Genomic DNA, 24235 nt, shown 5'->3' with positions numbered 1-24235 from the left:
GTTATAACAAAAAAGGGAAGCCATATCGGCTTCCCTTTTTCGTTATATTACCCACTGATCTCGCCCGTTATGTTTGGCTTGGTATAGTTTCTCGTCTGCTTCGAGCATTAAACTTTTTACGGTGACGTTTCTGTCTGGAATCATACTTACCACACCAAAACTCATTGTGACAATGGCATGTTTGTGCAGCCCTGCATGGTGAATCTCTAATGAACGAACTGCATTAACAAGTTTATCAGCAACTAACTTAGCACCTGCTGTGTCGGTATTGGGTAATACCATACAAAATTCTTCGCCGCCATAGCGTGCAGCCAGCTCTGCAGGCCGACGCAAAGAATTATCAAGTGTGGATGCAACTGCTTTCAAGCATTCATCGCCTTGGATATGGCCGTAGTGATCGTTGTACTTTTTAAAGAAATCTATATCTGCAATGATGAAGGTAAGTGGTTGTGCATGGCGTTGTGCGCGTGCGAGTTCTTTGGCTATGGTGATGTCTAAATGTCGGCGGTTGGCAATACCGGTTAAGCCATCAAGAGTTGCCAGACGGCCTAACTCTTCATTGGCTAACTCTAAATCGTTTTTGGTTTTTAATAGTTGTGTACGCATTACTGCAATACGTTCCATCGCTGTCATTTTAGCAATCAGGATTGTTTTTTGAATTGGTTTTGGTAAGTAATCATCACCACCGGCTTCAATACCAATCATGATATCTTCAGGGGCGGTTTTGCCACTAAGAAAAATAATAGGCACCCAATCGGTGAATTCTTGTCTGATTTTTCTCGCAACTTCGTAGCCGTTAATTCCATTCATGACAACACCTAATAACACAATATCAGGGTTGCATTCTGCAAATAAAGTAATACCGGTTTCACCGTTCCCAGCGTCGAAGACTTCGTGATTGAGATGCTGTAGATAAGAGCGAATAATTACACGTTCAATTTTAGAGTCATCAATTATGAGGATCTTCATCGGCAGTCCTTGCTCTTTTAGTCGTTATCCAATATAAGGATCTAATAACTAAATATAGCAAGTATTTGTTTAATTAGTGTAATTTCTTGTTGCTCTGTATCACACACTCAGTGTTATAGGCTTTCATGGTGGCTTTAACTTGGAATATTTCATCCGTGGTTAACTCGTCATCCCAAGTTACGATTGTTGAAATAGTTGGGCTCTGGGCTGCTTTTAGCAATGTATGAAATTTATTATTGATCTTAGCTTTGTGGATGATTAATGCACTATCGGCACTAATTCCATGTTGTGATAACAGTGCCGCTGTGATTGTCATCGGTGGTGCAATAATTGCGGTCCATTGACCATGGTTGTCTTCTACTATTTCTTTATTTACATCCATAACATCAGAGTCGTGTGTAGTTGTGTTTGCGTTATACATAATAGATTTAGTTTGCATGGTCATTTGCCTGTTTGCATATCCAGTGGTTATACATACAGTAGTATTTTAAAGAGATGTTTGCAAGTATTTATTACTTTTTAAATTATAAAATATAAGGTGTTGGTTATTTTTTTTGTTAATTATCAGAGTGTTATTTTTTATTTTTGTGGTTTGATGATCTGTCGAGTGTAGAGGCTTTGTATCATAAAAGTAACGATTTTGTCTTTAGTCGTGGGATATACAGTATTTATTTGCCCAGTACCTTGTTTTAATAAATGATAATTCCGAGTTCACAGTTTAGATTTTTATATAAGTTGCTGCTCACAGTGTTTTAAATAAATTTATAATAAGACAAGAAAAATCTTGGATAACTTGGTCCTGTAAACAATATCCGTTAGCGTAAATAATGAATTAGCCCAGTTGTTAATGGGAACGAATAGTGTCGGTTATGTTGTACGTGCTAATACATTATAAGTGATTGCAAGGAGCACATTATGCCAGATAGCATTAAAGATACCGTGGTAAAGCAGGAAAATTTAGATCCACAAATATCAAAAATTATAGATTCAGTATTGAAAATTAATGAGCCAACTGAGTATAACGATTATGAAATTGTCGCTAAGGTGCTATTTCAAGCGTTGAATTTCTTTCCTCCTCTCTATACCCAATCTATATTTGGACCAATTCGAACTTGGATCCCACCACATAAAAAAGACTCAGAGTTTAACATTATTGATTTTTGGCGACCGATAAGGACAGCTAACTACTTAGTCGATACCTTGGTTCCGGCGTTCTCGCATGCCCCTGGACCTTGGGCTCGTACCTTACTGCCACCCGTTGTTCAGAATTTATTTTGGCGTCCAAGTAATTATTTTCAGCAAGCCGACCCGCTAGTGAGCGTCACCTCATTTATTAATGAGCAGTGGATCTATGTCAATGGTATCGCCACCAATGAAGATGTCGCGATGATGAATTCTGAGTTACTGAGTCAGCTATTCAAACGACCGTTAACTGTGGTGCATAACCAAACTGATTCGACTATTTTAGACCTGATGCAGTGTGTGACGGGTAAAGTATTTAAAACCAACCCGAACCTAAATGACGAGCAGTCGATGACGGAACCAGCGGTTAAGGCCACTGTTGCGGTGTTGGACGCGCTGAAAGATCCAACTAAAGATAGAGTTGTGCTGTTATGTCATTCTCAAGGCACTATTATTACCGCCAACGTATTACGGGCGCTACAGAAAAGTGTTAGTCAAATTAAAGCAGTGCATCAAGCTCCAGAACTAAAATTAACACTGCAGCTAAACCATTTGGAGCGCTTGGCATTTGAGCTCTTTTGGATGGAAGCCATTGTTACTTTTAGCGATGCTGAACTGGATTCTTATTTGGTTAGTATGATGAAAAAACTGGAGGTTTACACTTTTGCTAATTGTGCCGACAAGATGAATTATGTTTGCCATTCCACCAATAATAAAGGCGAGCTGATTGGTTTACCCTACATTGAAAACTTCGCTAATCAATTCGACTTGGTTGCGAGATTAGGGGTGCTATCACCATTGCGAGAGGAGGGTAACATTATTGAGATTGATGGTGCCGTATACGAAAAACAAGGCGGACATGCGTGGGGGCATTTACTCAATCAGCATTACTTATTTGGTATGGCTGAATACCTTCAAGATAGTGACAAAATAACGAATCCTTATGCGCTGCAAGCAGGAGAAACGGCCGCTGTATTGCCTCGATTGTATCGTTATTATGACGGTGCGCGCCCCGATGCCTATTATGAGTGACACCAATCACTTATTTAATGCAATTGGTATAACAGGCGAGACCTGTATCATTAATATCGATTCATGATAATAAGTTATGGAGCCCTGTCGATATAGGGCTTCATTGTTTTCGTTATTTGTAATTGTGTTGTAATTTAATTTTCTCGGCAACAATTTCAGCCCAGCGTTGGTAAATGATGGGCCCCGGGTGAAAACCATCTTTAGCCATATCTTTAGCATTTAATTCAGAATTGAAATCAATTAATTGGCAATCACTTTGGCTTTCAATTAGGGTCGCTAGTTTACGATTAAACTGAGCTGCTCTTGCGCCTAAATAACGTCGTAATGGTTGTGGTAGTGCTGAGAATTGTCCCATTGGTGGAACTTGTGTGATAAGAATTTGTTGGCAATTAAATTGTTTACGTAATAGCGTTATTAAATTTTGTTGTTGTGTTAGCCAAGTGGCGGCCGGTAACGACCCTGTCACATCATTAACGCCTAATGAGGTGACGATAATATCGAAAGTTTGTTTAGGTTGCTCTGATATCATTTGCAGACTGTCTAATGTGGTATAACCTGATTTCGCCAATAATTGCCATTCAACTTGGTAACAGTCAGCTAATGCAGAAACTAAGTTTCCCGTTAACGCTTGTGCTTGATTATCGACGCCAACGCCCGCTGCAGCAGAATCTCCAACAATGAGTAGTCTTATTTTTTGTCCTTCGCCTGTTTTCCCAGAGCGTTCTCCGGCAGCCTCTGGCAGTTTTGGTGTGACTTTTTTTACATAGCGCCCTTGTGCAATGATGATCGGTGCATACACAGCTTTAGTAAATAATTTATTTAATGACTTGAACATGTAACCTCCTTGTTTTTATTAGTATAGCAATACTGAAATGATGAATTTGAGCGCTTATACCCAAAGCCATAAATAACCCTAAATTAGTAATACTGATATAAAAGATAAATACCGAGCTATATTTACACTTAGGTTGTTTTATGATTAATTGGAGTGAGTTATGTCAAATCATCATACGTACAAAAAAATTGAAATGGTTGGTTCATCGAAAACAAGTATTGAAGAAGCGATTCAGAATGCGCTTGCAGAGTGTAATAAAACGGTAAAAAATATGGATTGGTTTGAAGTGATTGAAACGCGCGGACACATTGTTGATGGTGCGGTTGGACACTTTCAAGTGACACTGAAAATAGGTTTCCGTATCGGAGAGAGTTAAATTATAAGGAAGTAAACGATGAAGAAAATAACTGGGGGCTGCTTATGTGGCTCGGTGACATTTGAAGTGAGCAATGATTTTAGCCAATTTCATTTGTGTCATTGTCAGCAGTGCCAAAAGATCACCGGCTCTGCGCATGCATCTAATTTATTCTGCAAATCCAGCCACATTACGTGGTTGGCAGGCACAGATAAAACCAAGCGTTTTGATTATCCTGACCGTCATTTCGCGCGCGTGTTTTGCACCGAATGTGGCACTGGATTACCGTATTTAGTCAATAAAGGTAAAACCTTAATCGTCCCTGCGGGTTCATTGGATCTAGACGAAGAGACGGTGCTTAACGTTGCACCGCAAGACAATATATTTTGGCATGAACGGGCGGCTTGGTATGATGCGGCTTTAGCTGCTCCGACGTTTGCAGGATTTCCAAAGTAAGAATTAACAAGTTATAACCGATAAATTATCCGTTATAACTTGTTACTTACCTATTTATTATCTATCTAGCCAGAAGCCTGATCACTTAGTGTTAATATCTGTATTCACTTCAACATTATCAACAACATGGTTATCACCTAAGTCCTGTGGTAATACTAAATTAAGAATAATAGCCACAATACCGCATAGACTCACACCTTGAAGGCTGAAATCGCCGATACCAAATGCCATACCACCAATACCGAATACTAATGTCACCGCAACAATGATTAAGTTACGAGATTTGTGTAGATCGACACGATTAGTAATAAGGGTATTAAGGCCTACGGTTGCGATTGTACCGAACAGTAAGATCATGATGCCACCCATCACTGGTACTGGGAAGGTTTGCAGTAACGCCCCGAGTTTACCCACAAAAGCCAACACAATGGCGATCACGGCTGCCCATGTCATGATGGCAGGGTTGAATGCTTTGGTTAGTATCACTGCACCTGTTACTTCACTGTAGGTGGTATTGGGTGGCGCACCAAACATAGACGCAGCCATTGTCGCCATTCCATCACCAGCAAGGGTACGATGTAAACCTGGTTTTTTAAGGTAGTCTTTACCTGTCGCATTAGAGATAGCGAGAATGTCACCAACATGTTCAATCGCAGGGGCTAACGCAACTGGGATCATAAACAATATCGCATTGATGTTAAATTCTGGGTAAGTAAAGTTTGGCAGTGCTAACCAGCTTGCTTGAGCAACAGGCGTAAAATCAATAATGCCATAAGCTAAACTTGCTATGTAGCCAGCCACAATACCGGCCATAATTGGCATAAGTTTAAGCAAACCTTTACCAAAAACACTTACCGCAATAGTGGTGAATAATGAGATAGCCGCAATGATAATGGCAACTTCATTATCAATTAATTGTATTGATCCGTCGCCGGTTTTGCCCATTGCCATATTCACTGCAACAGGGGATAAGCCTAGACCAATTACCATGATCACAGGGCCGACAACGACTGGTGGCAGTAATTTATGAATGATACTAACACCGCGGAATTTAATCACGACTGACAATAATACATAAGTAAAACCGGCCGCCATTAAACCACCCATCGTGCTGGCAATACCCCAAGTTTGCACGCCGAACATGATCGGGGCAATAAAAGCAAAAGAGGAAGCAAGAAAGACAGGGACAGAACGTTTAGTAATAATTTGAAAAACCAAGGTACCAAGACCAGCACCGAAAAGAGCGACATTTGGATCCAAGCCAGTAAGCAGTGGAACCAGTACGAGGGCACCAAATGCGACAAAAAGCATTTGTAGACCGAGCAAAACTTGCATTGTTTTTTCTCCATTTTTGAACAAACCGCTGGAAGGTAGCACAAAAGGTTTAATATTAATATTAAAAATAGATAAACCTCTACTTTTTAGGTAGTAAGTCAAATTAGACATTGTTACGTGATTGGTTATCGCTATAGGTGTGCTTGTTTAAAACCAAAATCGTGGCATTATATTGATTCGTATCATTTGTTTAACGCTATGTTCCATATATGCTGATAATATTCGTATTTAAAGGTCTAACCCCATGATCACCGACAGTCATATCATTGATATAGTATCAACTCATCACTTGTTTTCGGCACTCACTGACGCTGAATTTAAGCAATTATTTGCTACAGCAAAAACATTTAAAGTTGAGCCACTAGAGAACGTATTTCACCAAGGTGATGAAGCCAATCGATTTTACCTCGTGCTACGCGGACACCTTAAACTCTACCGTACTAGCCCAAGTGGCCAAGAGAAAGTGGTTGAAGTAATGCGCCAAGGTAATACCTTTGCGGAAGCATTAATGTTTAACAATAAGCCGTTTTACCCGGTTGCAGCACAGGCTGTATCGGAAAGTGAACTGATTTCGATTGATAATGAAACATACTTAAAGATACTCAAAATTAATCCTGAAGCTGGCATCGCAATTATGGCGAATATGAGTATTCGTTTACACCATGATTTGAATGAAATTGAGATGCTGTCGGTTGAAAATGCTAAAAACCGCTTGCTATTATTCCTATTAAAAAACCTACAAGATAACAACGGTAATGAAGGTATTATTGAGCTGGATATACCAAAACGTACGCTCGCATCGTTATTGTCCATTCAACCCGAAACGTTCTCTCGTTTGCTTAAAAAAATGACCAAAGAAGGTTTAATAGAAGAGCGAAAAGGGCTTATTCGCATTATGGATATTGACGCGTTATATGCGGCGTCGGATATACCGGTACAATCAGTGACGGGTAATATTCCTACGCAATTCGTACCGGGTGAGTAAGTTGTGAGTAATACTGTACAGGTGATCTCGTTTAGCCATTTAGCGTTTGCATTTATTCCAGTGTTAGTGGCGTTGGCGATCTTACTGCAATGGCGATTACCGATTAAAAATGGTTTGTATGCCTTATCTCGTATGTTGATCCAGCTGTTATTAATCGGTTATTTTTTATCTTATATCTTTGAGTCACATAGTGCAGGCATTGTCGTTGGTGTACTGTTAATTATGGTGATTGCTTCCAGTTGGATTGCCTTAGGTGCGGTGCCTGACCAGCGCTGGAAAATGTATAAATATGCGTTAGCCGCGGTGATCTCAGGCGGTGGTTTTACCTTGTTTATTATGAGCGCGGGTGTACTTGGTTTAGACCCTTGGTATAACCCCCAATATATGGTGCCACTCGCGGGAATGGCATTTGCGAATGCAATGAACAGTGTCAGCTTATCCGCAGAGCGTTTACATGCCGAAATGCGGCGAGGTGAAGATTATCTTATCGCACGTCGTATTGCGCTAAGAGCATCGTTAATTCCGATCATCAATGCATTGTTTGCTGTCGGGTTAGTGTCTTTGCCTGGCATGATGACGGGGCAGATCCTCTCTGGGGTGTCGCCGTTTATTGCTGTGCGTTATCAGATAATGATCATGTGCATGATGTTCGGTTCATCGGTGATATCCGCTGCATTTTTCTTGTCGTTGATAAAACCTTTGATGTTGACTAAACCTGTTATGCTGAATAAAGATTAAGTTGTACAATACTTACCATTAATGATTATAACCACGTTGTAAAATACAGTAGAGGCTTCAATGAAAATAGTTAAATTATGGTATGTACTTTCTATGCTTATTTTCGGAGTGGTTAATAGCGTGCATGCGACATCATCGGTATGGAAGGTGAGTAACGGCAAATCAAGTTTATATCTGGGTGGGACTGTGCATGTCTTAATGGCCGATGATTATCCGTTACCAGCCGAGTTTGACCAAGCATATGCATTGGCTGATACCTTGGTATTTGAAACTGATATGGCTAAATTAGAAAGCCCTCAATTCCAGCAAACTATGCTACGCCAGCTTAGTTATTCTGAAGGCCAAAATTTAACGCAACACTTAACGCCTGAAACATATAAACTTTTAACTGCATATTGTGAGTCTCGCGGTATTGGTATGCAGGTTATTAATAACTTTAAACCGAGCATGATCTCGTTAATGCTAACCATGATTGAATTACAGCGTCTCAATTTCACTGGTATGGGTGTTGATAAGTACTATAACGATAAGGCCATCGCAGATGCTAAATCCTTAGGTAAGTTAGAAACCGTTGAGGAACAGCTGGCGTTTATTGCCAGTATGGGTAAAGGCAAAGAGGATGCCTTGATCCGCTACAGTTTAGAAGATTTGAAAACACTGCCAACATTTATGCAAGAAATGAAAGTGGCATGGCGTAATGGTGATCCGCAAGCATTGGTTGATCTTGCTATCACGCCTTTGGTTAAAGATTTCCCCGACATCTATCAATCACTATTAGTACAACGTAATAATAACTGGCTACCCCAAATTGAAGCGATGTTTAGTAATCAGCAGACGGAATTAATCCTGGTTGGAACGCTACATTTGGTTGGTAAAGATGGTTTGTTACAGCGACTAGAAGCGGCTGGGTATAAGATCTCGCAGTTATAATCGATAAAAATCTCGGTGAAAGCCAAAAATTGGCATTGGTTTTTAGGAAGGTGTAGATAGTTAGGATATGATACTTGTTAACTCATTATTATGTTTGAAGACAATCTATGCTGAATATTTTTCGTTCTAAACCGCTCATTGACGACGCCAGTTGTGAGTGGATGTTTGACACTTTTGAGTGGGCGTTAACACATTTCGACCAACAAGAATTTTTTCAGCGCAGTCAGTTGATCCAACCAACGAATGATTTCTTTCCCGGTAATATCGACAGCCGTCACGGCATGGCAGAAACCATTTTTAATCACGTAGTTAAATATGCAGGATTAAGCCATTGGCCGCTACAGTTGCAAGCACCGCAGAATTTCAGTAGTCAGCCGCCTGCATTGCTCGATTTATCTGCCATTCAACGAAATTCATCTGTGTCCAACACTTTGCCTGCATTAATCGCACCTCAGCCTTTAGCCATGACTTACAATCCACAGCAGGCATCAAAACCGGGTGATCTAGCCTCGAGTTATGCGCATCATTTAGCCCAACATATCGTGGCCCAATTACAACAATTACCACCAGGTGGTGCTGATTATTTTAATGCAAGCACCGAGATAGTAGCTGTTTTTATGGGTTTTGGGGTAATGATGGCAAACTCAGCTTATACTTTTAGGGGCGGTTGTGGCAGTTGTTATAATGCGCAAGCCAATCGACAAGCCAGTTTGTCAGAAGACAATGTTGTCTTTGCATTAGCCTTATTTTGCCGACTAAAAGGGATTTCAACAGGCGACGCAACCCGTAATTTGAAAGGTTATTTAAGACGTGATTTTAAACAGGCATTAAAGCAAATTGAGCGAGAACCTGCGCGCTTACAACAGTTATTAGCGTTAAAGTAGTGAACGACACCGTAAGTTCGATAGAAACGAGAGGGCGAATGATCAAACCTGAGCGAGTTAAAGCTAGATTACAGACGACATTAAGAGATAAATCTAAAATGATGTCGAAATGGATCTCGACTTGTGTGATGGCTGTATTGCTAACCGCATGTGTAAGCGATGGTCGATATGATAATACCGATAGTGAGGCTGTATCACCAGATAAAGCGGTTGAGCAAGTTATTCCACCTTCCTCAAAACCGACGAGAAGGCTCGGTCCTGAGCCAACGCCTGGATTTAAACGTCAGATGCTAGCCGCGGTGAATGCTGCTCGTGTCGGCGGTTATACTTGCGGTAATCGCAAGATGCCAGCAGTTGCCCCTGTGGTATGGAATGAGCAATTGCAGCAATCAGCTTATGCTCATTCGCAAAATATGGCAGCTGGTGATTATTTTAATCATCGAGATAAACAAGGCAATCGAGTCGGGGAGCGGACTTATGCCGCTGGGTATAATTGGCGTGCTGCGGGTGAGAATATTGCTGCCGGTCAGCTCGAGGCTAGCGTTGTCATCCAGGGTTGGTTAGGCAGTAAAGGGCATTGCTTGAATATTATGGATGCGGAGTATTCGCAGATGGGCATGGCGTCTTATACCAATAAAGGCTCATATTATGGCATTTATTGGACACAAGTATTAGCGACCCCGTTATAGCAAAAGACCCTACTTATATAAGTAAGGCCTTAATTTAAAGAGTCAGTATTATTAACTACTCTGAATCTTGTTCTGTTTCTTCAACTTTTTTAGTTTCTTCTAGATCTTGTCCGCCGCAGCCACCACAACAACTCATAATAATATCCTCTTTGTTCGATCAATTTAGTGTTAAGAAAAATACCCAGTCACTATAACCAAGTGTATTGCCCAAGTAATTGACTAATGTCATGTCGGTTAATAAAGAGGTCGTTTATTAGCTATATCAGTATGTACAAGGATGCATGTATTAAGTGGTATTAAATGGTATAAAGGGGCTGGGACTCATCATTTCAGTATGCACTGAGTTATTAGGGGACCCACTGTAATTATATTGCTTTAAAATCATAAAGCATTGAACTGGTGTCAGCCGTTTTAAAGGAGTTTTTGATGATTGTATGCGAGACTGAAAAGTTAATTGTTCGACATTTCACTTTGGCGGACGCTGAATTTATTGTTGAGTTGTTGAATGAAGAGTCCTTCATCCGTTATATTGCAGATAAGCAGGTCCGTAATATAGCTGACGCAGAAAATTATCTCACCGTAGGTCCAATGGCGAGTTATGACAAATTCGGCTTTGGTTTGAATTTAGTCATGTTGAAAGGAACTAATACGCCAATCGGTATGTGTGGCTTGCTTAAACGCGATGAACTGCAGGATCCAGATTTAGGGTATGCATTCTTACCAAGTCATTGTGGTCAAGGTTATGCACTTGAGGCGGCTAATTCGGTGCTAAAAAAGGGCATGAAGGCTCATTGTTTAGAGCTGGTATTAGCGGTGACGCTGCCGGATAACTTGAATTCCAATCGGTTATTACAACGTGCTGGTTTTACGAAAAATGGCGTGGTTAACTTGTATGGCTCTGAAAATAATTTATATGAGTACAGATCAATGAAACACGCTTAGTAGTCGGTGTTTTCTGTACCATGCTAGCGTTTTTTAACCGCATAGCATGGCGTTAAATCGTGACGTTCAGCTTTGCCTTAACCTTGAGGGTTAAGCTAATTTACCACGTAGTGCGATATCCCAAACATCGACAACAATGTCGTTTTCAATCACATAGAATTTATCATGCAGATTAATGGTTGGATCGCAGTGCGGCACAATCATTTCAATGACGTCACCTATCTCAGGTAAACTCTCGCCAGTTACTTTACCGTGCTCATCACCAAAATAATGCCACTCATAACTAAGACTGTCATGGCTGATAATTTGTGGATGAGTCGCTTCTTTGTACAATGCTTTGGTACCTGCATCTACAGTGACGTGAGATGCGTGATTCGCACTGATAACACTGGTTAGTAATGTCATCGCAGGTTGGAAGTGACCTGCGCTATATTCAATATCGAAGTATTCCTTATCCATCACAGTGTATGAACCCGGTTGTATTTCGGTGACAGACGCAATATTACTGTCTATTTCATAGGTACCAGTACCTGAGCCTGTTTGGATCAGATTAACTAAGCCTGTTGCGCTTTCTATGTCTTGCTTTAGCTTTCCTGCTTTATTTAATAGTGTGGCAGATGCTTGTTTTCTTTCTTCGTTATCAAGAATATGTTGGAAATGCCCGGCATAACACTGAATACCTTTAAGGGTCGTGTTGGCATTCCTGTGTACCGACAATGCTAAATCAAACGCAGTTTCAAATGATGCGCCAGTTCTACCGATACCGGCGTCAATATCAACAACCAGGTTAATACGTTGGTTAAGCTCGCTGCCTAATTGGTTTAACTGCGTGAGATTAGTCTCAGAATCCACGACGATCATGGTCTCTGGGGCAAGCTTGATAATTTTAGCTAAAGTTGCCAGTTTATGCTTAGTGACAATCGGGGAGGTGATTAGCAGATGGCGAATATGGGCTTTGGCAAGTTCATACGCTTCTGACGGTTTAGTAATTGATATACCTATGCTACCAGCATCAAGTTGTAGCTGACAGATCTCGACACATTTGTGGGTCTTAGCATGCGGGCGAACATGCTTCGATTTTGCTGCTGCAAACTTTTGCATCGTTTCAATGTTATGCATCAGTTTACGCTTATCAATAACCAGACATGGCGTATCTAATTCTAATTTATGTTTTCCAATCACTGTTTATCCCTTTAAATCACGGTTTTAGCTTTTCCCGCATTCTACTATGAAAGTGATCGAGGTTAATTATTATTTCAGAATAACGCGGACAAAAAATCTAGGATTGTTCCTTCCGCTTCTGGTAATTCTACATTTGGAATAACAGGATGGGCAGTACATCCAAAAAACGAGCCCAAGATGTAGCAAAAGAGTGGAATAGCATACTGCCAATGCCGATAATAAATAATAGACCGATGAGACCTGTGATGTGTTTATTTGGCGTTGATAGTTGTTTTAATAACAGGACTGCGGCTAGCAAAAACGCTATATTGGTAAATAAATTGATAGGTTCAGCGAGCAGCTCAGGCCCTAGTCTTTCGCAATAAATATTGATGTTGCTCATGTGCCACCTCTCCTACACTATGATTAAGCAGTTTCAGCTACTTCATCTAAAATTAACTATGAACCTTTTTTTGTTTTAACGCCACAGGGTAGGGCTTAGCACCCCCTAAGCATCGTGGTCGGGATGATATGTATGAGACGGCAAACTTATGATGTAATGGATCTGAAAGCGTTACGTTGTTTTTACGTAATGATTCAACAAGAAAGCGTTTCGCAAGCAAGTATTGAGTTAGGAATATCGCCATCTGCTGTATCCCAGCAAATAAAATTATTAGAGGTTTATTTACAGACTAAGTTATACGAAAACCGCGGAGGGCATATTCGTATCACGCCTGCGGGAGAGCGAGTATTTACTTTTGCAATGTCGGTCTTTGATGAACTAGATACGTTCGAGCAGGCATTGAAAGAAGGGGAGAGTGCTGGGGAAATATGTTTGTCAGCACATGATTCAGTACTGCGTTATTTACTGCCTGATAAAGTAAAAATATTCTGCCAAGAATGTCCGCTTGTTCGACTCCGTTTATTATCTCGACCCGTTGAGGAAACGTTACGACTTGTGCGTTCTAATGAACTTGATTTAGGCATTGTTGCACAGCGGGAATTACCGAAAGAGTTACGTTTCCAAGCAATTAAAACTTATCCGTCTTGTCTTATCATGGCTAAAGGCCATCATCTTACCGATGCCGCGAATGCTGATATTTACTCTGTATTAACCAAAGAGGCATTAGATAAATACCCACTGATTTTCCAAGATAGTCAGCAAGAGGGATTCCGTTTAACGCAAGTATTAGCTAATCTTGACTTGCAGCGGAGTGCCAGTTTAGAAATCGGTACAGTCAATGCGTTAAAACATTATGTGTCTTTAGGTTTAGGGATTGCAGTTATAAGCACATTGTCAATTAACGCGGAGGATAAGGTTAATTTGGAAGTCATTGAACTACCAACTAACCTCGATTTAGGGAGCTGTTATGGTATTGTTACTCGACATGATAAGCGCAAAGATGTACTTCTATCGCGTTTTATTGAGTTGTTGCTGAGCTAGTGGACACATCGACGTTGTCCTTATTGATTGATGTAGAAACTTATTATAAAGCGGGAATACCGGCGCTATCTTAGATTAAGAATCCTAGTCACAGCGGGGATACATGCCTTGCCTGCGTTTTTGTTCCCTTCGACTAAAGCTGAAACAATCGCCCCTTCTTTAAGCATAAAAATCATGTCCGTAAGCGAGTTTACGTCTTCTGGATTATCTCTAAATAAACTAATTTTGTTCTTTATTAATGCTCTGATTGTTTGTTTATGTGAACGACAGTACTGACGTACCGGAGAGTCGGTTACGCTGTATTCGGCGGCGGTATTGATAAAAAAACAACCTCTAAATGGGCTAAGTTCTGGCACCTTGTTATTAAACCAATCGTCTAAACCATAAAATAGTGCAAGTATGGATTTTTCGCCTAACTCTTCACTATCAATAATATCCTTAAACCATTGATTAAAAATACCATCTCGATATTTAAGAGTCGCTAATACAAGATCATCTTTACTAGAAAAATGATTATATAGCGTTTTCTTCGCGATACCTGACTGCTTCAATATTTCATTAATACCAACAGAGTTAACGCCTTTGCTATAAAAAAGATGTAAGGCTGTTTGAATTAATACTAGTTTCTTTTCATTCATGAATAACCCCTTGTTATGAAATATGTTGACACATGTAGACCACTCTGTCTACTATTGCAGGTAGACAGAGTGGTCTACATTGAGGAGAGGTTATATGAAAAAATTTGTTTTTCCGATTATTGCGGGCACTTTTGCAACGCTAACTATCGGTATTTTGGCTTATTTAGGCAGTATTACAAATTCTGTACTGTGGTTAATGGCGCCCTTTGGCGCGACTGTTGTCTTGGTATTTGGCGTACCTAAAAGTCCGCTTGCTCAACCTAAGAATGTTATTGTTGGGCATTTATTAACAGCGTTTATCGGTGTGTTATTTGTTGAATATGTTGGCGTTGCACCTTGGTCGCTGGCTATTGCAACGGGGTTAGCGGTTACTATTATGCTACTGACAAACACAACGCACCCACCCGCTGGGGCAAACCCTATGGTTATCATGCTCGCAGGTCAAAGTTGGGCATTCTTATTTAATCCTGTGCTGATCGGAGCATGTGTGATTGTTGGTTTAGGGTTAATATTAAATAAATTGAGAACATCGTATTTTGAAAGTAATGAATGAATAAAATGTTTACTCTTTGATTGTGACGGAACTTTGGTTGAGAGTGAAAGGCGATGTAATCAGGGATTTGTCGTTAAATTTTACGAGCTAGGAATAAAGTTGTGCTGACCAGCTTATGCTTAAATACCAAGGCTGATCAATGCTAGCTAGTGATCACGGTAACAATCATTTTTATTGCTAACAAGCTCAGTAATAATTTGATGGTAAACAGCAATTGATTGTTGTCAGCAAGGCTACGTAATTTAGTCCCGACGAATGAACCTATGATTGAGCCCAGTATCATATATATGAGCAAGCTAATATGTTCAATAAATGCAAAACCAATGAAGCCAAAAACGAAAATTTTAGCCACATGGCTGATGCTCATAAACATAGAACTGGTGGCTATTATCTGATTTTTACAGGTTAACTCTTTGGTTAATACACTGATGGCGATTGGCCCTGTCGCGCCGACGATAAGCCCTAAACCGGTCTGTAATAAACCAATAATATAATAGTTTTCATATTTTTTGATGAAGATTGTAAACCGAGCACTCCATAAATTGAGCAGGATATAGGATCCAATGGCGATGGGGATATAGGCACTGGAAATATTCGCCAGCAACACCCCAAACAAAACCATGCCAACTAAGGATCCGAGCAGGAATTTAGGTAGTAGCGACCATTGCACATCCTTTATGGAAAATAGCATGCGAGACGAGTTACTGGCTAACTGGGTTATGCCATGAATAGGAATGATAGTACTAGGATGTAAATATAACGGCAGGAGGGCAATGAGCAGCATTCCGCCACCAAAGCCAAGTACACCTGCCACCACAGAGGTAAGGAATGAGGCAAACCCTAAAATGTATTCAATTGGCAAAACGTGTTGTCCTTACACTAAAATGAGGGAATCCTAACACCCGTAAAATTGGTGTTGTTATTATGGTACTAAGCGCTTCATTATCGGTATTTTAACTAACAACATGGTACATAATAATGACAGAACCATAGTCAATAATGTAATAATGGGTATCGCTAACCAGTTACTGCCAAAGGCACTGTAAAACCCGTTATCTAGCTGTCTGACAGGAATTAATAGTAGCGGATGAAGTAAATAAATACCCAAGCTATATTTTGAAATAATGAGCACAAACGCTCTTAACTTACCTTGGATCTTATCGGCATAAGTCTGTGCTAACACAAACAGCATGCCACCAATCAAAACCGTATTAAGGGTTTTATAACCCATGAATAAGCTACTGTATTTACCCGTGTCTATCGCTAACTGCCAAGTGCCAAAGAAGTTAAAAATAAGCATGCAACTACCCGCCATCACCCAGTAGTTTAATTGCGGGGCATTATCTCGATTAAATAGATACCAGCCGAGAATTAAGTAACCTGTATACAAAATTAAATTTTCTTGTAAAAAGCTATCTACTTTTAACCATTTCATTGCAAACAGTACCATCCAAGCGACAATTACCAGTTTGATTAACTCAGGTGACGCCTTTTTTAATAACGGTATAAGAAAAGGGATAACAAAATACAAGGGAATAAAGTCGTAAAAAAACCAGAGGTGATACCACACGGGATCATTTGGCGCGTTAGAAATAATGCTCATGGTTTCGTTCGCAGACCAAGTGCCAGTGATTAAGTCATTAACAAAAAAACCACCGACGACAGCATAAATCAATGTCCAACCGACAAAAGGAACCGCTACTTTTGATAGGCGTTTAACTAAGTAATCTTCACAACTGAAAGCGCGTTCTGTGGATAATAACAACGCGCCGGTGATCATGATGAACACCGGTACGGCCCAGCGAGTCACACTATTAATGCCACTTGCGGCTAGCCAGTCAGAGTTAGGTATATCCCCATATAAGAAGCGAAAAGGACCCAGTACATGAATGGCTATCACCGCAAATACGGCTATAAATCGCAGGAAGTCGATATAAAAAATAGAAGGGCGTTCTTGATTCATAAGTCATATCCTTTTGATTTATTTTAGATCGCGTAACCAGTTCACTGGTGGTTAGTCGGGTATTAACGGTACATTAGGCCAGTTGATTAACTATTTCGTTGATAACAGGCAATACAGATAACACCAGTAAAGATGCCATGACAAAGTTGAAATACCGTCGATATTTGTCGTTCTTCAATAACGTCTTGAGCATTGAGCCAAATAACAGCCAAATGCCAACGCATGGAAATGAAATAATAAAGAAAGTTAACGCTATGGTTAAGTTTTGACTATAGAAACCTGCTCCCACGGTTGTAAACGCGGCGATAGCGCCAGTGGCAACCACCCAAGCTTTTGCATTAACCCATTGGAATAACGCACCTTTCATGAATGTAAGCGGTTGGACTTGAGTATTAGATGTGAGTGTATCGGTGGATGTGGCAATTAACCAAGCTAAATACAGTAGATATAAGGTGCCGACACATTTAATGACTAAATGTAGACCAGGTAATAACTCAAATATTTGACCGAAACCTATCCCAATAAGTAACAGCATCACGGTAAATCCAACACAAATCCCAGTCAGTAATGGCAGGCTTTTCTTTACCCCAAAATTAACGCCAGATGTCATGATCATAATATTATTAGGGCCGGGGGTAACCGATGATGATATTGCAAAAAGTATAACCGCGAAAAAATAGTCCATTGAAGTATCCTTACTCTTGTATCTAGCCTCCAATCCTTGGGCTAACAGTAAAAAGATTAACATCAAATTCGAAATACGTGAAGGTGTAAAAGTAATAACTACAATTAAGTAAGTACGACTAAGGATACTTATCTCAGCACCAGCTATTATTTATAGACATAAACAACATATACAACAATAGCAGGGGATATCTCATGTCAGCAATCAAACTATACCGCCATCCATTATCTGGGCATGCCCACAGAGTCGAATTGCTGTTATCGTTACTTGGATTAGAAACCGAACTTATTGATGTCGACTTGCTGAAAGGTGAGCACAAACAGCCTGAATTTTTGAAAAAAAATAATGCCGGGCAAGTGCCTGTTATTGAAGACGGTGATGTGACCTTGTCAGACTCCAATGCTATTTTGATTTACCTCGCCAGTAAATACGATGATGCGCATATTTGGTTGCCAATTGATCCCGTACTTGCCGCTCAAGTACAAGGTTTTCTTACCATTGCTGCGAGTAGTGTTGATTATGGCCCCGCGACGGCGCGTTTAATTAACATCTTTCACGCGAAACTTGATCACCAAAAAGCCTTAGATATCGCACATGCGATGTTAAAACAATTAGACCCGCATTTAGAACACCACCCTTGGTTAGTGGGACATAAACCCACCATTGCAGATATTGCCAATTACACCTATATCGCACACGCGCCGGAAGGAGGGGTATCGTTACAAGACTACCCGCATGTTAGGCGTTGGTTATCTCGCGTTGAGGAACTTAAAGGCTTTGTGCCCATGCAAGCTACTGCGGCTGGGCTCATTGTCTAAGGTAAATGAGTGACTGTGTACTCATAACGCTAAGGATGCATATGCGTAAAAATATTGAAGAATGCGTGAATATACTCACTGGATTAATTAGTGACTTGAGTGTCGCGGTTGAAGTAATTAAAGACTATGAAAAGCAGCCTTCATTTCACCTTGAGTCTAAAAAGGCGTTTCGCCAGAGTGTTTACCGTCTGTGCTTTTCTTCGATTGTGATTAATTGCCGTAAATATGTTGAATTTACGGCAAAATATGGACAAATACTTAACGCTATTATTCCTGAATATCAAGAACAGAAAAACAAATACATCGCATTAATCAATAACAACACCGCCATCAAAGCGTTACGTAATGATTATATTGCCCATGTGCAATCGAGCAGTACTAAGAAAGCCCTCACAGAATTAGAGGTGCAAAACAGCATTGTCGAGATGATCGGTGGCGAACATAACGCGTTACCGTTTCTTAATAGTATATCGCCAGATAACATAGAATCGACGGATTTAGAAGATAGTCTTGTTGGCACAATTCAGTTATTACGAGATGCGCTGGTGGATAAACTTGAGTGTTGCTAGCGGAGGTAAATTACTCGGTGTCTGGCGCTTAGACGCGAGAAATAAGGACCCGAAGGCCCTTAAACTCGAGGTTAGATATTGATAACGTTGGAATCAGTGTCTGAATTTACATTATTTTTATCTTCAGTAATCAATTTTTCAGTTGGCGAAACGAGTGCTTCATCTCTGATAATCAAATCGCTGTAATGGCAAGATTGATTTCGACCACGCTCTTTTGCTTCGTATAAAGCAATATCCGAAAGCTTGGTTAATTCATCCTTCTGCATACCATTGATAGGATAAGTCGAAATACCGATTGATACACTTAACTTACCTAATGATAAATCTTTCATTGCGAGGTGTAATTCATTGATTGATTTACACAAGCCATTAGCAATTTGTCTGGCCGCTTCAATACCCGTGCCCGGTAACACAATGATGAACTCTTCACCACCAAGACGACAAATTGTATCTTCGCCGCGCATTGATTCAAGCAGCAGCGAACCAATTGTTTTAAGCACGTAATCACCCGCATCATGACCATAGTTATCATTAAATCGTTTGAAGTGATCCAAATCTAACATTAACAGTGACAGCTCTTGTTTATGACGTTTTGCTCTCATTAATTCTTGGTTAATTGTTTCTTCATAATAACGACGGTTATAGAGACCCGTCAGTGGATCGCTAATAGCTTGTTCACGTAATTTTTCTTGGATGTTTAAGTTAGCAAGGGCCAGGCCTAAATGCTCAGCCACGGTAAATGCCAGTTGCTGAGTTTCGTGGCTTAAATCTTGATCACCCGAGTACAGGTGCATCATGCCAATGGTATTACCGTGTGCAACGAGTGGAATACATAATGTCTGATTTTCCTCTGGGTTTTCAGTTTGAGCTTCCGCCATATGCGAGCAAGGTAATGTTGTATATTTATCATTAGCCAGATGGAATTTACCTTTACGCAGCGCCCAACATTCTTCAGGCGCATAAGTTTTACTACCAGGCCAAACGCCGCCCCAGTCCAGTTTTACCAGTAGTTGATTTCGAGATGAACGAATCAGTGACACAACACCGTTCACATCACCCAATATACGCGGAATGATATCTTCGACAATCATTTGCGCTTCATCAATCGAGTTACAAGCTGCCAGCATATTAGTAAGACGACGTAACAACTCAATCTCTAGGGTACGCTGTTCAATCAAGCTTTCTTGTCGGTCTTTTTCATGTTGTACTTGCTGGTTCATTAATTTGCTACTAAGCAGTGTTGATGCTGTCACTAAGCCTAAACTAATGGTCATTAGCAGAGCTAAAATAGTCATTAATTCATTCGCCATCACTTCAATACGTGTCAGAGGTGTGGCAACGCGAAGGATGTAGTTTTTCCCTTGGTAGGAAAATGATTTTGCTGAATAAAGTAAATTTTTAAAACGACTGGTACTAAAACGGGTAGTGGTACCGTGCCCAGTGTTTTTAGCATCAACAATTTCTTTTCTGTTTAGATGATTTTCAATGTTCAGTACTTCAAGCAAAGAGATGTCACTGTCTGCCAATACCGTACCATCAAATGCCACCAAGGTTATGTGATTCTGACGATTTAACTCTATGTCTGTTTTGATGTAAACATCGAGCTTTTCAAGATCGCTAAACGATAAATTGGAAGCTTGTAGTTTATGAGTAATTCGGGTGATTTCAGTCGCTAAACCCGCTTCTATTTTCTCTTCTATCCAATTTGACAGGGTTAAATTGAAGATAAATAACCCGATGATTGTAGAAATCAGCATGCTGACAATTGGGAAGTACATCCATTTTTTACTTATTACATTTCTTTTCATTGTATAACCTAGAAGAGCGAGTCGATTTTATCTATTATTCGAACTGGTCATAGCACTTTAAGTTATTATATTCACTATGTAAATGGCAATTCATAGTCAGTTTCACAGGTTAAATCCAATCATAAAGAGTTATATATATAATATAATAAACGTAACTTTAGAAATTCTAATGCTGTCGTAAATCGTAAGTATATTAATGAGATGAGTGATGTTAAAATATAAAAGCACCCATTTATGGGTATTTGATTGTTGTTGCTATTTTTTATAAATTACTTTGTCTCATTTATAAAGTGTATTGTCATTGTGTCAATCTGAGGAACTGTTAAACATGGATAATCATACTTGGTTAGAAGAAACCAAACTTGTTGGTAGTAAAGTCACGTTAATGCCATTACAACGAAAGCATGCCTCGGCGTTAGTGGAAGCGGCTTCAGACGGCAACTTGTGGGAGTTATGGTTTACCAGCGTGCCGTCTGCAGAAACGATCGATGCGTATATCGAGAAAGCCCTCAATGATCATTCACTAGGGCAAGCCCTACCTTTCGTTATTGTCGATAACAACACAGGTGGTATTATTGGTTCGACCCGCTTATGTAACATTACGCCAGAGAATGACCGTGTTGAAATTGGCTATACTTGGTATGCAAAACGTCATCAAAAAACAGGTGTTAATACAGAATGTAAGTACTTGTTATTACAGCATGCTTTTGAACAGTTAAATGTGATTGCGACTGAGTTCAGAACGCATTGGCATAACCATGTTTCACGTGCTGCAATCGCGCGTTTAGGCGCGAAACAGGATGGGGTACTACGTAATCATCAAAAAGACAAAGATGGCCACTACCGCGATACGGTGGTGTTTTCAATTATTGATCACGAATGGCCGATGGTGAAACACAGTTTAAATTATAAGATGGATCGGTAAGTGCATAATTAACCAAGGAGCTGGTTTGGAAAACATTGAGAAGGTATTAAATTTTATTGTCGAAATAGAAAAACTAAAAGATGTATTACGTAAGACAAAACCTGTCGGCCTAGATCGTTACGAAAATTCCGCTGAGCATAGTTGGCATGTGTGTATATCTGCATTGATGTTAAAAGACTATGCGGATGATGAGATTAATATTGATCGTGTTATTAAAATGCTGTTGCTGCATGATCTTGGTGAAATAGATGCCGGTGACACAATTGTTTATGCTGCGGAAACACCAGAGAACAAGGCTAAAGAAACTGCAGGTATTAATCGGCTTTTCAGTTTATTACCAACCGAACAAGCAAAGGAGTATATCGAGCTTTGGCATGAGTTTGAGCTTGGTGTTACACCTGATTCGGTCTACGCCAAAGCCATCGATCGCGTGCCACCGTTATTGCATAACATTCATGGTGAAGGGCACAGTTGGAAAGCGCATAATATCTCGAAAGAACAAGTATTCTCGGTTAACAGTAGGATTGCTAAAGGCAGCAAGCAACTGTGGACTTCGTTGGAGCAGAAGCTGGAAAAGGCAGTGAGCCAAGGTATGCTTAAATAGATATTTGTTTAGTAATACAATAAAGTCGTTAAAAATGGTGAAGAAGTCGGCGCTTCCTTGTTGCAGTGCTTGGTCTGATTTAGCCTTTATGCTATTTTCTATACACAATTTATTATAGGGAATACCTAAAATGCCAAAGGCAAGTGACGTTAAAAAGAATACCGCTGTTGAATATAATAACGGCGTATACATCATCCGTGATATCGAGCGCTCAGTACCACAAGGCCGTGCCGGTGGCAGCATCTACCGCATGCGCTTGTACGATGTCGTTACAGGGTCAAAAATTGATGTAGTATTTAAAGACAGCGACAACCTTAACCTTGCTGATCTTACACGTAGCCAAGTTATATTCTCTTACTCTGACGGTGACGAATATGTATTCATGGATACAGAAGACTACACACCTTACAGCCTAGATAAAGCAACAATTGCTGATGAGTTATTATTCATCACAGAAGACACGCAAGGCCTTCAAGTACTTATTGTTGACGGCAAGCCTGTATCTATCGAGCTACCTTCTGCAGTTGAAATGGTGATTGTAGAAACTGACCCGTCAATTAAAGGTGCGTCGGCAAGTGCGCGAACTAAACCAGCGATCCTTTCTACTGGCCTTACGGTACAAGTACCTGAATACATCGCTAGCGGCGAAAAAATCAAGATCAATACGACGGACCACAAGTTCATGAGTCGTGCAGATAAATAATAGCTTAGTCTATTAGCGAAAAACCCGTTATCTAAAGCAGATAACGGGTTTTTTTATTTCAGTCACTATTTTTCTGTATCTATTTCTGTTTCTGATCAAATAAGGTATCAAGCGACGTGAGATTTTCTGTTGCTTCTTTATCGGATTGTATTTTAATTTCAATCAGTGATAGTTCGAAATTTGCTTTATTTAATAAAGTCGTCATTTGATTAAATTGATCAGTGAGATATTCATCTTTAATCTCAATTGATTCCAGTAAGGCAAGGTTGTCGGTTAGCAACTTCTCGGTGATGCTATATTTCCCTTGCTTAAAGAATTGTGTTGCTTTTATTAGGCAGTTGCTAAGACGCAGTTTTAAACGTATCTGTTCTAGTTTTTTTTCTTCTGCTAGACAATCTTGTAAAGTGATATTTTTCTGTGTTACTTCATCACGTAATATGCTCTTAAGGCGAGAGATACTTCGAGCCAAGTCAATGGCAATTCGTTCATCTGTAGGCTCCACGAAAGTACCTGAAAGAGATGTTATTTTTGCTGTTGATATATGGCTGTTATGTTGGTTTATACTCAGTTTTACATTTTCATGTTTAGGTTCAACGGCTAAAATAGCTTTCAGCGATGAAACAATACGTTCATGTAATAAAACAATAAGCCGAGTATTGAAAGAAAGCAACGCAGCATATTTCAATACCGTTTCTGTTTCTGTGATGCGTTTGTAGTGCTTAGATAAAATTTGACGATTTTTGGTTGATATCATTTTTTTTGTTTGTCTGATAATTGCATAAACAATCATTGAAAATACAAACAGTAGAATTCCCATTTCCATGAACATTAAATTCAAACTTTTCTATCCTTTATTCAATCTGTATAAGCGCTGATATACGATCCCTAATACCCTGCGTATTATAGGCTTATTTAGCGTTATTTACAAATATTTACATTAGCACTTTGATCTAGAACTGTGGAAATTTTAGACCAATAACAGGCGCGATTACGGCTATTTTTTTGTGTTAATAGGTTAATTTATGCAGATGG

The 24235-nt window shown here is 39.9% G+C and carries 28 protein-coding genes; 16 read left to right on the top strand and 12 right to left on the bottom strand.

What is annotated here, in order from left to right; translation table 11 throughout:
* Window positions 1-42 precede the first annotated feature (42 nt).
* Window positions 43-969, bottom strand: coding sequence for a diguanylate cyclase domain-containing protein (locus PE36_RS11645; RefSeq protein ID WP_006032236.1), 927 nt, complete (start codon window positions 967-969; stop codon window positions 43-45).
* Between the two features lie 73 nt (window positions 970-1042).
* Window positions 1043-1408 (bottom strand): hypothetical protein, encoded by a 366-nt coding sequence (locus tag PE36_RS11640; protein WP_043994463.1) that lies wholly within the window; start codon window positions 1406-1408, stop codon window positions 1043-1045.
* 476 nt (window positions 1409-1884) lie between these two features.
* Between PE36_RS11640 and PE36_RS11635 the strand changes: the two genes are divergently transcribed.
* Complete coding sequence (locus PE36_RS11635; protein ID WP_006032234.1) at window positions 1885-3183, top strand: hypothetical protein; 1299 nt, start codon at window positions 1885-1887, stop codon at window positions 3181-3183.
* Between the two features lie 112 nt (window positions 3184-3295).
* Here the strand turns inward: PE36_RS11635 and PE36_RS11630 are convergent, their stop codons facing one another.
* On the bottom strand, window positions 3296-4018 hold the full coding sequence (locus PE36_RS11630; protein ID WP_006032233.1) for an SGNH/GDSL hydrolase family protein: 723 nt from the start codon (window positions 4016-4018) through the stop codon (window positions 3296-3298).
* 160 nt (window positions 4019-4178) lie between these two features.
* Here PE36_RS11630 and PE36_RS11625 point away from each other — a divergent pair, with 160 nt between their 5' ends.
* Both PE36_RS11625 and PE36_RS11620 read left to right on the top strand, forming a co-directional pair.
* Window positions 4179-4394, top strand: coding sequence for a dodecin (locus tag PE36_RS11625; protein ID WP_006032232.1), 216 nt, complete (start codon window positions 4179-4181; stop codon window positions 4392-4394).
* Window positions 4395-4412: 18 nt separating this feature from the next.
* Window positions 4413-4829: a GFA family protein gene (locus tag PE36_RS11620; protein ID WP_006032231.1), complete on the top strand. Its 417-nt coding sequence runs from the start codon at window positions 4413-4415 to the stop codon at window positions 4827-4829.
* An 81-nt stretch (window positions 4830-4910) separates the two neighbouring features.
* On the opposite strand, the gene PE36_RS11615 is transcribed toward PE36_RS11620, so the two are convergent.
* On the bottom strand, window positions 4911-6164 hold the full coding sequence (locus PE36_RS11615; protein ID WP_043994462.1) for a uracil-xanthine permease family protein: 1254 nt from the start codon (window positions 6162-6164) through the stop codon (window positions 4911-4913).
* A 244-nt stretch (window positions 6165-6408) separates the two neighbouring features.
* On the opposite strand from PE36_RS11615, the gene PE36_RS11610 reads away from it, so the two are divergent.
* From PE36_RS11610 to PE36_RS11585, 6 genes are all read left to right on the top strand, one after another.
* Complete coding sequence (locus tag PE36_RS11610; RefSeq protein ID WP_006032229.1) at window positions 6409-7149, top strand: Crp/Fnr family transcriptional regulator; 741 nt, start codon at window positions 6409-6411, stop codon at window positions 7147-7149.
* Between the two features lie 3 nt (window positions 7150-7152).
* A complete protein-coding gene (locus PE36_RS11605) occupies window positions 7153-7887 on the top strand; it encodes an ABC transporter permease (RefSeq protein ID WP_006032228.1) in 735 nt (244 codons plus the stop codon).
* Between the two features lie 60 nt (window positions 7888-7947).
* Window positions 7948-8817, top strand: coding sequence for a TraB/GumN family protein (locus PE36_RS11600; RefSeq protein WP_043994461.1), 870 nt, complete (start codon window positions 7948-7950; stop codon window positions 8815-8817).
* Window positions 8818-8924: 107 nt separating this feature from the next.
* On the top strand, window positions 8925-9701 hold the full coding sequence (locus PE36_RS11595) for a hypothetical protein (RefSeq protein ID WP_006032226.1): 777 nt from the start codon (window positions 8925-8927) through the stop codon (window positions 9699-9701).
* 38 nt (window positions 9702-9739) lie between these two features.
* The gene (locus PE36_RS11590; RefSeq protein ID WP_006032225.1) at window positions 9740-10390 is read left to right on the top strand and encodes a CAP domain-containing protein; all 651 of its coding nucleotides are present in this window, start codon (window positions 9740-9742) and stop codon (window positions 10388-10390) included.
* Window positions 10391-10816: 426 nt separating this feature from the next.
* Window positions 10817-11332: a GNAT family N-acetyltransferase gene (locus PE36_RS11585; protein WP_006032223.1), complete on the top strand. Its 516-nt coding sequence runs from the start codon at window positions 10817-10819 to the stop codon at window positions 11330-11332.
* A gap of 90 nt (window positions 11333-11422) precedes the next feature.
* On the opposite strand, the gene PE36_RS11580 is transcribed toward PE36_RS11585, so the two are convergent.
* Together PE36_RS11580 and PE36_RS11575 are read right to left on the bottom strand one after the other, a co-directional pair.
* Entirely contained in the window at window positions 11423-12514 is a 1092-nt protein-coding gene (locus PE36_RS11580) for a DSD1 family PLP-dependent enzyme (RefSeq protein ID WP_006032222.1), read from the bottom strand.
* 127 nt (window positions 12515-12641) lie between these two features.
* On the bottom strand, window positions 12642-12896 hold the full coding sequence (locus PE36_RS11575; protein WP_006032221.1) for a ceramidase domain-containing protein: 255 nt from the start codon (window positions 12894-12896) through the stop codon (window positions 12642-12644).
* Between the two features lie 132 nt (window positions 12897-13028).
* Here PE36_RS11575 and PE36_RS11570 point away from each other — a divergent pair, with 132 nt between their 5' ends.
* Window positions 13029-13937 carry a LysR family transcriptional regulator gene (locus PE36_RS11570; RefSeq protein WP_043994460.1) on the top strand — a complete coding sequence of 303 codons (909 nt, stop codon included), beginning with the start codon at window positions 13029-13031 and terminating at the stop codon, window positions 13935-13937.
* 65 nt (window positions 13938-14002) lie between these two features.
* On the opposite strand, the gene PE36_RS11565 is transcribed toward PE36_RS11570, so the two are convergent.
* Complete coding sequence (locus PE36_RS11565) at window positions 14003-14575, bottom strand: TetR/AcrR family transcriptional regulator (RefSeq protein WP_006032219.1); 573 nt, start codon at window positions 14573-14575, stop codon at window positions 14003-14005.
* Between the two features lie 94 nt (window positions 14576-14669).
* On the opposite strand from PE36_RS11565, the gene PE36_RS11560 reads away from it, so the two are divergent.
* Complete coding sequence (locus PE36_RS11560; RefSeq protein ID WP_006032218.1) at window positions 14670-15128, top strand: HPP family protein; 459 nt, start codon at window positions 14670-14672, stop codon at window positions 15126-15128.
* Between the two features lie 142 nt (window positions 15129-15270).
* Here the strand turns inward: PE36_RS11560 and PE36_RS11555 are convergent, their stop codons facing one another.
* The 3 genes from PE36_RS11555 to PE36_RS11545 form a co-directional block, all read right to left on the bottom strand.
* Complete coding sequence (locus tag PE36_RS11555) at window positions 15271-15990, bottom strand: sulfite exporter TauE/SafE family protein (protein ID WP_043994459.1); 720 nt, start codon at window positions 15988-15990, stop codon at window positions 15271-15273.
* 60 nt (window positions 15991-16050) lie between these two features.
* Window positions 16051-17091, bottom strand: coding sequence for an acyltransferase (locus tag PE36_RS11550; RefSeq protein ID WP_006032216.1), 1041 nt, complete (start codon window positions 17089-17091; stop codon window positions 16051-16053).
* Window positions 17092-17164: 73 nt separating this feature from the next.
* Complete coding sequence (locus PE36_RS11545; protein WP_006032215.1) at window positions 17165-17776, bottom strand: LysE family translocator; 612 nt, start codon at window positions 17774-17776, stop codon at window positions 17165-17167.
* A gap of 194 nt (window positions 17777-17970) precedes the next feature.
* Between PE36_RS11545 and PE36_RS11540 the strand changes: the two genes are divergently transcribed.
* Window positions 17971-18594: a glutathione S-transferase family protein gene (locus PE36_RS11540; protein ID WP_006032214.1), complete on the top strand. Its 624-nt coding sequence runs from the start codon at window positions 17971-17973 to the stop codon at window positions 18592-18594.
* Window positions 18595-18635: 41 nt separating this feature from the next.
* Entirely contained in the window at window positions 18636-19163 is a 528-nt protein-coding gene (locus PE36_RS11535) for a hypothetical protein (protein WP_043994458.1), read from the top strand.
* Between the two features lie 71 nt (window positions 19164-19234).
* On the opposite strand, the gene PE36_RS11530 is transcribed toward PE36_RS11535, so the two are convergent.
* Window positions 19235-20971, bottom strand: a complete 1737-nt coding sequence (locus PE36_RS11530; protein ID WP_232286574.1) for a sensor domain-containing diguanylate cyclase — start codon at window positions 20969-20971, stop codon at window positions 19235-19237.
* Window positions 20972-21299: 328 nt separating this feature from the next.
* Here PE36_RS11530 and PE36_RS11525 point away from each other — a divergent pair, with 328 nt between their 5' ends.
* The 3 genes from PE36_RS11525 to yeiP all read left to right on the top strand — a co-directional run bounded on the left by PE36_RS11525 (window position 21300) and on the right by yeiP (window position 23203).
* Window positions 21300-21896, top strand: a complete 597-nt coding sequence (locus PE36_RS11525; protein WP_006032211.1) for a GNAT family N-acetyltransferase — start codon at window positions 21300-21302, stop codon at window positions 21894-21896.
* 25 nt (window positions 21897-21921) lie between these two features.
* Window positions 21922-22500 (top strand): HD domain-containing protein, encoded by a 579-nt coding sequence (locus PE36_RS11520; RefSeq protein ID WP_006032210.1) that lies wholly within the window; start codon window positions 21922-21924, stop codon window positions 22498-22500.
* Window positions 22501-22630: 130 nt separating this feature from the next.
* Window positions 22631-23203, top strand: a complete 573-nt coding sequence (gene yeiP, locus PE36_RS11515; RefSeq protein ID WP_006032209.1) for an elongation factor P-like protein YeiP — start codon at window positions 22631-22633, stop codon at window positions 23201-23203.
* Between the two features lie 79 nt (window positions 23204-23282).
* Here yeiP and PE36_RS11510 read toward each other — a convergent pair whose 3' ends face one another.
* A complete protein-coding gene (locus PE36_RS11510; protein WP_043994457.1) occupies window positions 23283-24032 on the bottom strand; it encodes a hypothetical protein in 750 nt (249 codons plus the stop codon).
* Window positions 24033-24235: the final 203 nt, after the last annotated feature.

It is taken from the genome of Moritella sp. PE36 (genome assembly GCF_000170855.1).
Classification (GTDB): Bacteria; Pseudomonadota; Gammaproteobacteria; order Enterobacterales; family Moritellaceae; genus Moritella.
This window is presented reverse-complemented; position numbering and strand designations above follow the sequence as displayed.

What these genes read in the sequence shown, in the direction of transcription:
- PE36_RS11600 (WP_043994461.1), top strand. Translation starts at nt 7,948, where the DNA reads ATGAAAATAGTTAAATTATGGTATGTACTTTCTATGCTTATTTTCGGA.
- yeiP (WP_006032209.1), top strand. Translation starts at nt 22,631, where the DNA reads ATGCCAAAGGCAAGTGACGTTAAAAAGAATACCGCTGTTGAATATAAT.
- PE36_RS11570 (WP_043994460.1), top strand. Translation starts at nt 13,029, where the DNA reads ATGAGACGGCAAACTTATGATGTAATGGATCTGAAAGCGTTACGTTGT.
- PE36_RS11625 (WP_006032232.1), top strand. Translation starts at nt 4,179, where the DNA reads ATGTCAAATCATCATACGTACAAAAAAATTGAAATGGTTGGTTCATCG.
- PE36_RS11585 (WP_006032223.1), top strand. Translation starts at nt 10,817, where the DNA reads ATGATTGTATGCGAGACTGAAAAGTTAATTGTTCGACATTTCACTTTG.
- PE36_RS11565 (WP_006032219.1), bottom strand. Translation starts at nt 14,575, where the DNA reads ATGAATGAAAAGAAACTAGTATTAATTCAAACAGCCTTACATCTTTTT.
- PE36_RS11525 (WP_006032211.1), top strand. Translation starts at nt 21,300, where the DNA reads ATGGATAATCATACTTGGTTAGAAGAAACCAAACTTGTTGGTAGTAAA.
- PE36_RS11590 (WP_006032225.1), top strand. Translation starts at nt 9,740, where the DNA reads ATGATCAAACCTGAGCGAGTTAAAGCTAGATTACAGACGACATTAAGA.
- PE36_RS11550 (WP_006032216.1), bottom strand. Translation starts at nt 17,091, where the DNA reads ATGAATCAAGAACGCCCTTCTATTTTTTATATCGACTTCCTGCGATTT.
- PE36_RS11620 (WP_006032231.1), top strand. Translation starts at nt 4,413, where the DNA reads ATGAAGAAAATAACTGGGGGCTGCTTATGTGGCTCGGTGACATTTGAA.
- PE36_RS11635 (WP_006032234.1), top strand. Translation starts at nt 1,885, where the DNA reads ATGCCAGATAGCATTAAAGATACCGTGGTAAAGCAGGAAAATTTAGAT.
- PE36_RS11545 (WP_006032215.1), bottom strand. Translation starts at nt 17,776, where the DNA reads ATGGACTATTTTTTCGCGGTTATACTTTTTGCAATATCATCATCGGTT.
- PE36_RS11560 (WP_006032218.1), top strand. Translation starts at nt 14,670, where the DNA reads ATGAAAAAATTTGTTTTTCCGATTATTGCGGGCACTTTTGCAACGCTA.
- PE36_RS11610 (WP_006032229.1), top strand. Translation starts at nt 6,409, where the DNA reads ATGATCACCGACAGTCATATCATTGATATAGTATCAACTCATCACTTG.
- PE36_RS11595 (WP_006032226.1), top strand. Translation starts at nt 8,925, where the DNA reads ATGCTGAATATTTTTCGTTCTAAACCGCTCATTGACGACGCCAGTTGT.
- PE36_RS11540 (WP_006032214.1), top strand. Translation starts at nt 17,971, where the DNA reads ATGTCAGCAATCAAACTATACCGCCATCCATTATCTGGGCATGCCCAC.
- PE36_RS11535 (WP_043994458.1), top strand. Translation starts at nt 18,636, where the DNA reads ATGCGTAAAAATATTGAAGAATGCGTGAATATACTCACTGGATTAATT.
- PE36_RS11575 (WP_006032221.1), bottom strand. Translation starts at nt 12,896, where the DNA reads ATGAGCAACATCAATATTTATTGCGAAAGACTAGGGCCTGAGCTGCTC.
- PE36_RS11530 (WP_232286574.1), bottom strand. Translation starts at nt 20,971, where the DNA reads ATGAAAAGAAATGTAATAAGTAAAAAATGGATGTACTTCCCAATTGTC.
- PE36_RS11510 (WP_043994457.1), bottom strand. Translation starts at nt 24,032, where the DNA reads ATGTTCATGGAAATGGGAATTCTACTGTTTGTATTTTCAATGATTGTT.
- PE36_RS11630 (WP_006032233.1), bottom strand. Translation starts at nt 4,018, where the DNA reads ATGTTCAAGTCATTAAATAAATTATTTACTAAAGCTGTGTATGCACCG.
- PE36_RS11640 (WP_043994463.1), bottom strand. Translation starts at nt 1,408, where the DNA reads ATGCAAACTAAATCTATTATGTATAACGCAAACACAACTACACACGAC.
- PE36_RS11615 (WP_043994462.1), bottom strand. Translation starts at nt 6,164, where the DNA reads ATGCAAGTTTTGCTCGGTCTACAAATGCTTTTTGTCGCATTTGGTGCC.
- PE36_RS11645 (WP_006032236.1), bottom strand. Translation starts at nt 969, where the DNA reads ATGAAGATCCTCATAATTGATGACTCTAAAATTGAACGTGTAATTATT.